10 protein-coding genes and 1 pseudogene are annotated in these 11,719 nt (G+C 45.0%); 7 read left to right on the plus strand and 4 right to left on the minus strand.

What is annotated here, in order from left to right:
• Positions 1–215 (plus strand): annotated as a pseudogene (locus tag Q7P97_RS14940) (methyl-accepting chemotaxis protein); the annotation flags it as partial.
• A 665-nt stretch (positions 216–880) separates the two neighbouring features.
• Complete coding sequence (locus Q7P97_RS14945) at positions 881–1,378, plus strand: sigma-70 family RNA polymerase sigma factor (protein ID WP_303970311.1); 498 nt, start codon at positions 881–883, stop codon at positions 1,376–1,378.
• A gap of 557 nt (positions 1,379–1,935) precedes the next feature.
• Here the strand turns inward: Q7P97_RS14945 and Q7P97_RS14950 are convergent.
• Complete coding sequence (locus Q7P97_RS14950; protein WP_303970313.1) at positions 1,936–2,490, minus strand: competence protein ComK; 555 nt, start codon at positions 2,488–2,490, stop codon at positions 1,936–1,938.
• Positions 2,491–2,964: 474 nt separating this feature from the next.
• On the opposite strand from Q7P97_RS14950, the gene Q7P97_RS14955 reads away from it, so the two are divergent.
• From Q7P97_RS14955 to Q7P97_RS14965, 3 genes are all read left to right on the plus strand, one after another.
• Complete coding sequence (locus Q7P97_RS14955) at positions 2,965–4,299, plus strand: sigma-54 interaction domain-containing protein (protein ID WP_303970315.1); 1,335 nt, start codon at positions 2,965–2,967, stop codon at positions 4,297–4,299.
• 246 nt (positions 4,300–4,545) lie between these two features.
• Positions 4,546–5,868 carry a GntP family permease gene (locus Q7P97_RS14960; protein WP_303970327.1) on the plus strand — a complete coding sequence of 441 codons (1,323 nt, stop codon included), beginning with the start codon at positions 4,546–4,548 and terminating at the stop codon, positions 5,866–5,868.
• A gap of 21 nt (positions 5,869–5,889) precedes the next feature.
• Positions 5,890–6,657, plus strand: a complete 768-nt coding sequence (locus tag Q7P97_RS14965; protein ID WP_303970316.1) for a 3-hydroxybutyrate dehydrogenase — start codon at positions 5,890–5,892, stop codon at positions 6,655–6,657.
• Positions 6,658–6,967: 310 nt separating this feature from the next.
• Here Q7P97_RS14965 and Q7P97_RS14970 read toward each other — a convergent pair whose 3' ends face one another.
• Genes Q7P97_RS14970 through Q7P97_RS14980 form a run of 3 tightly spaced genes read right to left on the minus strand, consistent with a single transcriptional unit; the run spans position 6,968 to position 9,778 of the window.
• Positions 6,968–7,759 (minus strand): putative hydro-lyase, encoded by a 792-nt coding sequence (locus Q7P97_RS14970; RefSeq protein ID WP_303970318.1) that lies wholly within the window; start codon positions 7,757–7,759, stop codon positions 6,968–6,970.
• A gap of 19 nt (positions 7,760–7,778) precedes the next feature.
• On the minus strand, positions 7,779–9,005 hold the full coding sequence (locus Q7P97_RS14975) for an NRAMP family divalent metal transporter (protein ID WP_303970320.1): 1,227 nt from the start codon (positions 9,003–9,005) through the stop codon (positions 7,779–7,781).
• On the minus strand, positions 9,002–9,778 hold the full coding sequence (locus tag Q7P97_RS14980; protein ID WP_303970321.1) for a LamB/YcsF family protein: 777 nt from the start codon (positions 9,776–9,778) through the stop codon (positions 9,002–9,004). The genes Q7P97_RS14975 and Q7P97_RS14980 overlap by 4 nt, the downstream gene beginning before the upstream one ends.
• Positions 9,779–10,084: 306 nt before the next feature.
• On the opposite strand from Q7P97_RS14980, the gene pxpB reads away from it, so the two are divergent.
• Together pxpB and Q7P97_RS14990 are read left to right on the plus strand one after the other, a co-directional pair.
• Positions 10,085–10,825 carry a 5-oxoprolinase subunit PxpB gene (gene pxpB, locus Q7P97_RS14985; RefSeq protein ID WP_303970323.1) on the plus strand — a complete coding sequence of 247 codons (741 nt, stop codon included), beginning with the start codon at positions 10,085–10,087 and terminating at the stop codon, positions 10,823–10,825.
• Positions 10,816–11,719, plus strand: a 904-nt coding sequence (locus Q7P97_RS14990; protein ID WP_303970325.1) for a 5-oxoprolinase subunit C family protein, incomplete at its 3' end; no start/stop codon positions are given. The genes pxpB and Q7P97_RS14990, both read left to right, overlap by 10 nt.

Raw genomic sequence — 11,719 nt, forward strand, 5'->3', positions numbered from 1 at the left:
ATGAAATTCGATTGGTCGCGACGCATAAAGATGAGGTGGCGATGACGATTCAAACGATGTCGGCTACGTCGCAAGAGACGGCAGCGGCATGTGAGGAAGTTAGCGCGTCTTCGGAAGAGCAGTTACGTGCGATTCAGTCAGTGACAGAGGCGGCGGAGACGTTGACGGAGCTGAGCGAGAAGTTATCAGAGGTTATTGAGCAATTTAAGGTGTAATAGGCAGGAGGATCCGTCACTAGACGGGTCCTTTTTTTAACGTTGAGACGTCATTGGAACGTTGATTTCCGTTTTAGGCGGACGCTTTCCTGCGGGCATGGCTTGAGTCTCCTCGTCCGCTTCGCTACCTGCGGGGTCTCAAGGCTCATGCTATTCCCGCGGGAGTCGCCGCCTAAAACGAAAATCAACTGGGTGTTGTGGTATGAATAAGTAAGTCTTCTTAAGATCAAGTTCAAGTTATACAATAATTATAGTTATAAACCTAGTCTACTTTCCCTTCCACATAAGTCAATCACACGTTTTCAAAGAAACACAAAGTTGATTGGAGAGGAAGGCGGCGACTCGGGAAGGATCAGCCCGATCAGGTGAGACAACCAAAGGGAGCTTGCGAGCTGGTTGGCTCACCGCGGGCCCTTCCGAACGCGTCCGCCTGGATCGGAAATCAACGGCTCCAAATATGCCACAACTTTTCACTTTCACTTCTAAAAAATACATTCCTTCTACCAAAACCATCTAAGCAAACTACTTACTTTCCCTAGCGCAAAAGCATGTCTTTTCCCTAAGCAAAACGACGAAATGCCGATTCGTATTCCTGTGCCTAACTTTCTATTATGTAGATACCCAGGGAATACAAAGTGTCGTGCACGACCTGAAGAGGTCGCTTTATGGAGAACCAGAGGAATGAAAATTTTGAAGAAGTGATGCAACAGTACGAACCAATGATTTCAGCCGTTATACGAAAACTAAATATCTACCGTGACTATGACAGCTTCCGCCAAACCGGACGCTTTGCTCTGTTCCAGGCATGGTCACGCTTTGACGCAACCAAAGGAAACTTTACCCCCTTCGCCTACCGCTCCATCTATGGCGCGATGTTAGACGACTTGAAAAAGGAAAACCGATTCAGCGAAGTCAACACATCAGTAGAAACCGAGACACTCGAACACCTAGCGCAATGCGACTTTGCCGAAGACCCGAACAGCCAACTACACGAAGCCATCACTGCGCTCACAAAAGAAGAACGTGGGCTACTAATCAAACTATACGTAGAAAACAAAACCCAAGCCGAATGCGCCACCCACTTCGGCCTCTCCGTCCCAGGAATCAAAAAACGAAGGGAGCGTATACTGAAACGACTAAAAAAACATCTGACTAGAAGTTAAATAAAAATAAGCAAGAGCAGTCCCAACAGGATAGCTCTTGCTTTTATATTTTCAGCTCTTGATCTTAGGTCTTATAAATCCCTACAAAATAAAAGTTGAAAGACAACACTAGTTGAACGTAAGTGGAAGGCGGCGACTCCCGATGGATCAGCCCGACAGGTGAGACAACCAAAAGGAGCTTGCGACTTGGTTGGCTCACCGCGGGCCCATGGGAAAGCGTCCGCCTGGAACGTCGTTCAACGGCTTCTTACCCCTTCCACTTCTCAAACCCACGACGCTGCGCAAAACGCGCACAAGACGAACACACCTTAATCTTCTTATCATTCGGCAAATAATACCCCTGATAAACAGAAGTCCGCTTCTTGCAATATTCACACTTCGGCTTCAAAAAATCAAACAACATATCGTTCCCCTCCTGACCACTCATAAACAACCTCACGAAACCATTCATAATTACCTTGAGTATACCACCCCACCAAGAAAAACAGTAAACATTTCAATAAATTCGCACATAGAAAAAGCGTTCCTCCGAAGAGGAACGCTATGTATCACACTATTTACTCATCCGTAATCTCATAATTCCCACGCTGATGTTTCTTACGAATCAAGAACGTCTTATGCCCTTTCTTCACATCGAACGCCATTTGCGTGAACCTTGCTACCAAACCATTTTTCAACATACACGTCCGCTGATACCTGCTCTGAAACGACGAATAACTACAGTTCACCGTAAACACATTGCCATCGCGGAATATCACTTTCGTGTGGGTTTTGTCGATCGGCAAGAACGTCAAGACATGTGATAGCGAAAACCATACACAATCATTACTTGACGGGGAATGACTCGGAAACCAATACATATCCAAACTCTCACTGACCATCACAGGCGTCATATGGATTCTCCCCATCAATGCTTTGCCGCCTTCAATGCCGCCACGCAAACTTGTCCCAAAATACTGCATACTCAAGTCCACTACTGACGTCGGACTAGAATCTACTAAAATAAAATCACTGTCTTTCAGCAACACCGCACATAACTTTCCCTCATCATTATAATACGGGTAAACCAGACTCGTGCCGGGTGTAATTATTGACTTTGTTTCCTCATCCATTTCCCATTATCCCCCTCTTTTATATAAATACCTTTCGATTAGTGGAATTAAGGGGTATACTAACACTAGGTTGGTATAACACCAGCTGTTGATCCTCGAGTGTGTCTGGCATGACATAAGCACTCGGGGGTTTTCTGTTTCCACTAGGTGACACACTATTTTTCACCTCCTTTCAGACAAATACGAGTACGCACAAAAAACAGGCCAATAAATAGTGCTTCAGTTATTGACCTGCATTCATTCATTTTTTCATGAAGGTAAGCGTTTACATGGGCTATTGAATACAAAGTACCTGTCTTATCGACTAGTATATAGTACTACAACGTTTCCGTCTACTATGGTTTTCCATTATTCTGATTTTATTGTAGATAATTAGGAAACATTGTAGAACACATTCGTTTTATGTAAATTTTTAGGACTTCATTAACATAACCAATATTCAAATAAAACTTACGGACAAGAAGGTGGATCACTATGGATCGCTTAATAACGAATCTTCCGGAATATGTATTGAATCAAATATTAGAGAATGCGTTTCAATGGTTCGTCGTGGTGGACCAAGATGCACGGATTCTATATATGAACCAAGATTATTGCAAGTTTCTTCATATCGAACAGAAAGATACGATCGGTCGCCCTGTAAATGAAGTGATCGAAAATACCCGTATGCACGAAGTGGTGAAGACTGGAGAAGAGCATATTGCATCCCCTCATTACATCAAAGGGACGTATATGCTGGCAAATCGTATTCCCATTCGAGTAGACAATAAAGTGGTCGGTGCATTCGGAAGCGTCGTATTCCGTGACCTCCATGACTGGCATCATCTAAGTTCACATGTCAAACAAACGTTGGAGAAAATCAATATGGGTGCTCCGGCTATGGAAGAAAGCACGTATCAAATGACCGATATCAAGGGGTCTTCTGCCGCTATTCTGTCCATTAAAGATACGATTCATATGATTGCTCCGAGTGACCTGCCCGTTTTAATTCAAGGCGAAAGCGGAACAGGCAAAACATTATTCGCGCACAGCATCCATCAATTATCCAACCGATCCGATCATCCATTGATTACGGTAAACTGTGCCGCCATCCCCCCCAATCTATTGGAAACCGAACTATTTGGCAAAGGAGATCGTAGCGGACGAAAAGGACGTATTCAACTAGCGGACAAAGGGACATTGTTTTTAGATGATATCGGCAGTCTCCCCTTGCCTGTTCAAGTGAAGTTGCTTCGCTTATTGAATGACGGGGTCGTGGAATCACCGAACTCTCATCAAGTGGAATCGGTCAATGTACGAGTGATCGCTTCAAGTAGCCAGCCGTTAACGGAGCTCATCGAAGCCAATCAATTCCGCACCGATCTGTACTATCGCATACAAGCCATTACATTGAACGTACCGCCACTACGAGAGCGCATGGAAGACTTTGCGGAAATCATTAGCTTCATATTCCATAAGACGATCGGTCAAACCGGCAAAAGAAGTATGGAGTTTTCGAAAGAGACCCTTACGTATTTGAACACGTACCATTGGCCAGGCAATATACGAGAATTGCAAAACGTTATTCAAGCTGCCGTTTATTTAACGAGCGGGGACGTGATTACACCCGACGCCTTGCCACCACAAGTCAAACAACGGAAGGTTCAGTACGCCCCTAGTTCACGGACACTTGCTGAATCACTCGAAGAAGTCGAGCGAACGATTCTACTCGATACGTTAGCTCAATTTCCAAATAAAAAAGAAGCCGCTCTTATACTCGGAATCAGCAAAACCACATTTTACGAGAAATTAAAAAAATATGATATTTGAACTACTTTCCGGTTTTCCGGAAAGAATTCCTGAATTCCGAACTTAAACCTTATCATTCTATTAGATATATTCCGTTATTCCGGAATTTTTATGTACAAAGAACATGTAAACCGCGTATTTAAGCGGTTTGCATGTTCTTTTATTATCTGCTTTAATAAATGAAAGCGCTTTATCTGTAACATTTTAGACAAATATTCACAGGTACGTTACAAAAATATTCTATTATATGGAGGTAGACGGATGGGTATATTAGGGATGATTGGACTTATTGGAGGTTTGGCTTTACTCATTGTCTTGACGATGAGAGGAGTCAATATATTAATCGCAGGACCGATTTCGGCATTATTTGTAGCGTTAATGAGCGGCATGACGTTATTTCCTCAATTAGCAGGTGAAGGCGAGGACAACTTCGTCACGAGTTATATGACGGGATTCACGAGTTTCATCATGTCTTGGTACTTGATGTTCCTACTCGGTGCGATCTTCGGTAAAGTAATGGAAGACAGCGGCGCAGCAGATGCTGTGGCGAAATGGTTCGTTGAAAAGCTCGGTATGAAGTTCGCAGTGCTTGCGATTGTCATGGCGTGTGCGATTCTCACGTATGGCGGAGTGAGCTTGTTCGTAGTAGCGTTCTCCGTGTATCCGATGGCTATTTCATTATTCAAGCAAGCGGATCTACCGAGACGTTTCATTCCAGCGACACTCGGACTTGGATCGGTGACGTTTACGATGACGTCCGCGGGGTCCCCAGAGATTCAGAACTGGATTCCGATCGAGTTCTTAGGAACGAATGCATACGCTGGATGGGAAGTCAGTCTCGTCGTTGCATTATTCATGGCACTGTTCGGTTACTGGTGGCTGAAACGAATCATCACGAAGGCAGTCAATAAAGGCGAACGTTTCGTGGATCGTTCATCCGATCCTACATTTGATACGACGCGTTCATTGCCAAATCCATTTCTTTCCATGGTTCCACTCGCTATTGTATTAATCATTTCATTCATATTCCATGATAAACTAGCACAATCCGCTTTGATCCTAGCATTACTAGGCGGAATCATCTCTACGTACTTCGTAGGTAGAAAATATTCACAGAACTACGGAGCAGCCATTTCAGCGGGTACACTTGGCGCAATGGTCGCAATCGGAAACACGGCAGCAGTCGTTGGATTCGGTGGCGTAGCGAAAGCAGTCCCTGCATTCCAGGACGCAGTAGCTATCATGACGAATATCCCGGGATCACCTTTAATCGGTGCAGCAATTGCCGTATCCGTGATCGCAGGTATGACAGGTTCCGCTTCAGGCGGTCAGGCTATCGCTCTCCCACTACTCGCACCCCATTATATGGATATGGGCGTCGATCCGGAAGCACTTCACCGCGTGGTTGCGATTTCATCCGGTGCTCTTGATTCATTGCCACATAACGGCTATGTCGTCACGACGATCCAGTCTATTGCGGGCGAAACACATCGTGCGGCGTATGGTGCCATGGCAGCGGTCACCGTCATTGTGCCGGTCATCGGTGTCATCATCGCGATTGTCTTATTCTCACTAGGTTTCGGTATTTAATCGTTCAAGGAGGAAATTAATATGGTAAAAGACAAAGTATTGCTCATCACAGGCGCAGCGCAAGGTATAGGATTCGAAATATCAAAAGCCTTCTCAGAAGCGGGCGCAATCGTTGTATTGACAGATTTGAATGAAGAAAAAGTAAAAGATGCAGCTGTCACGTTAGGTGGCAGCGCGATCGGGTTAAAATGTGACGTAACGAATGAGGAAGATATCCAGTCCGTGATTGATGAAGCGATTTCTCAGTTTGGTAGAATCGATATTCTCATTAACAACGCAGGACTGCAGCATGTCTCGAATCTAGAAGATTTCCCGACAGCAAAGTTCGAGTTGATGGTGAAAGTGATGCTCACAGCTCCGTTCGTCGCAACGAAGCTTGTATTACCGCATATGAAGAAACAGCAATTCGGCCGGATTTTGAATATGGCATCGATCAACGGGTTGGTTGGTTTTGCGGGTAAGGCTGCGTATAATTCTTCTAAGCATGGTGTGATTGGTTTGACGAAAGTCGCTGCGCTGGAGACGGCAGCTGACGGCATTACAGTGAACGCGATCTGTCCTGGTTATGTGGACACTCCGCTTGTGCGCAATCAGTTTGAGGACTTAGCTGAAGTTCGTGGTGTGCCGTTGGAGTCTGTTTTGGAGGATGTTATTTATCCTTTGGTGCCGCAGAAGCGTTTGCTGGATGTGAAGGAAGTGGCGGATTTAGCGTTGTATCTTTCGGGTGAGAGCGCTAAAGGGATTACTGGGCAGGCTGTTGTGCTGGATGGTGGGTATACGGTTCAGTAAATGGTGTAATACAAGAGCTAGTGACTACATGAAAACCGTTGATTTCCGTTTCAGGCGGACGCTTTCCCATGGGCTCGGCTTAAGCCAAGCGAACAGCGAAGGGTTCGCTTTGCCGTATTTCTGTGTACTTTACAGAAATTAAGGCACCTGTCCAGGGTCTTAAGCTCTCGCTGATCCATCGGGAGTCGCCACCTGAAGCGGAAATCAACTGAGTGTCTCTTCACTACTTTAGTTCAATTAATAAATTCAGAAAAAAGTTCTCAAACCGACTACTTGTCGAGTTGAGAACTTTTTATTGTCTTAAACCATATTACAGAATACTTAACTCTGAATCTTTCTTGTCACTAATAAACATACATCCAGGAGAATGTGTGATCATGATAGACGGTTTACTCTCCATTGCTACGGCTTGTGGTGTAACTCCACACGCCCAGAATACGGGGATTTCATCTTCGTTGATTGTGACTGCGTCGCCGAAGTCGGGAGCAGTAATATCATCAATTCCGATTAGGCTTGGATCCCCCAAATGAATCGGTGCGCCGTGTACGTCAGGGAAACGAGTGGTGATTTGAATGGCCCGTATCGCGTCTTGTGCTTTCATTGGGCGCATGCTGACGACGGTGGGTCCTTTGAAAATGCCTGCTGGTGTGCAGGTGATGTTCGTTTTGTACATCGGCACGTTGCGATTTTCTTCGATGTGACGAATGGGAATACCGCTTGCTAGTAGCGGGGATTCGAATGTAAAGCTACACCCTAGGAAAAAGCCTACCATGTCGTCTTCCCAGTAATCGGTGATGTCATGTACTTCTTCAGTCAATACCCCATCTTTATAAATCCGGTAACTTGGTAGTTCACTGCGAATATCTGCGTCTTTCGCGAGTTTACTCGGACGGAATGAACCGGGCCCTGTTACGTCGAGTATCGGACAAGACTTCTGATTTCGCTGGCAGAACAACAGGAAATCGAGTGCATGTTCTTGTTTCAATATGACCAGATTTGCCTGTGTGAATCCTTTCGCCATACCTGACGTCTGACCTGTGATTTGCTGTTCGCCAATGAGTGTCCGAATTTCTTGTGGCTTCATAGAGCTATAGTCTTTCATTACATGACCTCCTCAAAATTCAGTCAAACAGCAATGGAATCTGTTCGATTAACGTCATCACACTTAATACACCCATCACGACAACAACGATCGCACCGCCAATTGTGAGCCATAGCGGATGCTTGTATTCACCGACAATATTCTTCTTATATGCTGCAACGAGCAAAGTTCCTAGTGCGAGTGGCAAGATCAACGCATTCAGTGCCCCTACTAATAAAAGAATCGTGACGGGCTTTCCTACGAATGCGAATGTCGAAGTCGATACAACGATGAATAAAATAATAATCCAGTTGTGATATTTTTCAATGAGTGGGTGGAATGATCGGATGAATGAAACCGATGTATACGCTGCACCAACAACGGACGTAATCGCCGCCACCCACATGATGACACCGAATAATCTCAATCCAAGTTCCCCTGCGCCAAGCTGGAAGACAGATGCTGGTGGATTGTCTGGATCAATTTGCAATCCTTGCGAAACGATACCGAGTACTGCTAGGAATAATGCCACTCGGATGATTCCCGTAACGACAATACCTGTAACGGAACTTCTCGTGACTAGTGGAACGGAATCAATTCCTTTGATCCCCGCGTCGAGTAAACGGTGTCCACCTGCGAACGTGATGTACCCACCGACTGTACCGCCGACTAATGTAACGATGGCGAAGAAGCTGATTTCAGAAGGGTTAAACGTTCTGATGATTGCCTCTCCGATTGGTGGAGAGGTTTTAAACGCGACGAAGACAACTAAAATAATCATCAACACACCAGCAACGGCAACAACTTTGTCCATTACTTTACCTGCTTCTTTTACCATGAATATAAGAATCGCAAAGACCGCACTGATGACCGCGCCCATAATCGGATCGATTCCAACCATCGCGTTCAGTCCGAGTCCTGCACCGGCAACGTTCCCGATATTGAATGCAAGACCGCCTGCCACGATGAGGAATGCCAATACGAAACCTAGACCTGGCAACACTTTATTGGCAATTTCCTGTCCACGTAGGCCAGATACTGCGATCACTCGCCAAATATTCATTTGGGCAAAGACATCTAGAATTAATGAAATTAAAATAACGAAACCGAAACTGGCTGCGAGTTGCTCAGTAAATACAGTGGTCTGTGTTAAAAAGCCGGGTCCAACAGACGAAGTCGCCATCAGGAAGGCAGCGCCAAGCAAGACGCCACGGGTTACTTTTTTCTGTTCCAGCTCATGAGCAAGTCCTAACTTCTCATTTTTCATACAGAATCCTCCCGATCAGCAATAGCCGTCACAGTAATCTCTTCACCGTTCAGCCGGTCTGTAATATATTTTGCGAACTCGACTGCATGCGCTCCATCTCCATGAATACAGATCGTGTCTGCGCGTAGAGCAACATCCGTCCCTTGTTGAGAACGGACTTTTCCTTCTTTCACCATTCGGATCACTTGCTCAGCAGACTTTTCTTGATCGGTAATCATTGCATCGTCTTGCGAACGAGACGTCAACATACCATTTGATTGATACGTACGATCAGCAAAGACTTCATGTGCCGTCACGAGTCCAATCGCTTCCCCCGCTTTTGATAACTCACTATCTGCAAGCGCAAATAGCACAAGTGACGGAGAAACGTCATAGACAGCTTTTGCGATAGCTTCTGCGATTCCTTGATCCCTCGATGCCATCTGATAAAGCGCGCCATGCGGCTTCACATGCTGCATCGGCTCTTGATGTACAGCGAGGAAGGCTTGCAGTGCGCCAATTTGATAAACCACCATGTCATACGCTTCTTGAGGAGTAATATCCATATCTCTACGCCCGAATCCTACTAAATCAGGTAATCCTGGATGCGCTCCGATTCGTACTCCGTTATCGATCGCAAGCTGTACCGTCTCCCGCATCACGGAAGGATCTCCCGCGTGGAATCCGCATGCTATATTGGCAGAGGTTACATATTTCAATATCTCTTTTTGTTCCCCTAATGTATAGCGACCAAAGCTTTCTCCTAAATCACTATTCAAATCTACTTTTGCCATGTCTATGACCTCCTTTGTTTTTTAACAACTGATGATCCCTTAAATATGTAGCGAACTGCACAAATCACTAACAGGAAGTAAGCGTTTGCAAACTACCTAGTTCCGAAATTCGAAACCAAGGTTTTGAACTTGAAACTTAGTCTATCATAAAATTCTTTTGTTGAATAGTCCATTGTCGAAATATGGTGAGTATTTTTATTAACTGAATAATAAGCTTGTATTTTCTGTTTAGAAATCTATAATAGAACTACGATTCGTTTTATAGAATAGCGGTTTCGAATTTCGGAATTTGAAGGAGATGTTACGATGAGTGATCAGAAATCTCTCGATATAAAAGTACTTGGCGATTCTGCCATCATTATAAAACTAGGCGAAGGCATTCATCCTTCCATCCACCAGCAAGTAAAAAATTTGTCTTATCTTTTAGACGAATATCCATTTGACGGATTCATCGAGTCGGTTCCCGCCTATAACAGTTTGGCGGTCTACTACTCACCGTATCTGGTCTATCAATCAAAGAACGGATTTCAGATTGACGGCACACCAATTGTAAAAGTGACCGATTATATTCAAACTTTAGCTGCCCAAATATCTGAACTTCCTGTTACGGAAGGAAGGTTAGTAGAAATTCCTGTTCTCTATGGTGGGAAATTCGGTCCCGATCTGCAGATTGTGGCGGAGACCCATGGCATGTCTATTGAAGAAGTCATTGAAATTCATACGACACCTGAATACCTCGTCTACATGATTGGCTTCGCACCAGGGTTTCCGTTTCTCGGCGGCCTAGATGAACGCATTGCGACTCCAAGAAAATTAACGCCACGGACATCGATTCCTCCTGGCTCTGTTGGAATTGCAGGCAAACAAACCGGTGTCTATCCACTTGAAACACCAGGCGGCTGGCAAATTATCGGACGCACACCAACGGATCTATTCGTTCCTGATATGTCTCCCCCGTCTTTATTGCAGTCGGGTGATAAAATTAAGTTTTGTCCAATGACACAAGAACAGTACGATGAGCAAAAGAAGGTGACGACATGTCAGTAAACGTATTGAATGCTGGACTCTTAACGACCGTACAAGATATCGGTCGCACTGGTTCACAAAAATTCGGTGTTCTTGTAAGCGGTGCCATGGATATCTATTCGATGCGCATTGCGAACTTGCTTGTAGGTAACGCAGAACGTGAAGGGGTTTTGGAAATTACGTTATTCGGAACGAAGTTGCAGTTTGAGGAAGATACGTTGATTGCGATTACGGGCGGAGATCTTCAAACGACGATTGACGGCATACCGGTGGCGAATTGGCGGCCGGTTATCGTCAAAAAAGGTGCTATTCTTAAGTTTGGCTTTGCGATTGAAGGTTGTCGCGCGTATTTGGCTATTGCCTGTGGGCTTGATATACCGGTAGTGATGGAGAGTAAAAGTACGTATATGGTGGCGGGAATAGGCGGATTCAAAGGAAGAGCCTTGCAACAAAACGACGAGCTTTCATTCGGTCAGTTAACGAAATCAAACAAGAAAGTCTTTGCTTTGATCGAACAAGACGGCACACCAGACTGGACCGTGCCTCACCATCCGTTAATCAGTCTGGCATCGACACAAACGATTCGAATCATCGAAGGCACTGAATATAAGCACTTTGACGATGCGAGTAAACAACGACTTGTACGCGAACCGTATGTCGTCACACCGCAATCCAACCGAATGGGCTTGCGACTCGAAGGACAGGCACTTTCGTTAACGGAGAAAATTGAAATGCTATCAGAAGGTGTAACGTTTGGTACGATTCAACTCCCTCCTAACGGCAAGCCCATTATTTTAATGGCGGATAGACAAACGGCTGGCGGCTATCCGAAAATCGGACAAGTTATCACGGCTGACTTAGGTAGCTTGTCGCAAGTGAAACCGAATGCGAAACTATATTTCAAGCTCATTACAC

Origin of the sequence: Sporosarcina ureae, assembly GCF_029267015.1 — a bacterium.
Taxonomy (GTDB): domain Bacteria; phylum Bacillota; class Bacilli; order Bacillales_A; family Planococcaceae; genus Sporosarcina; species Sporosarcina ureae_D.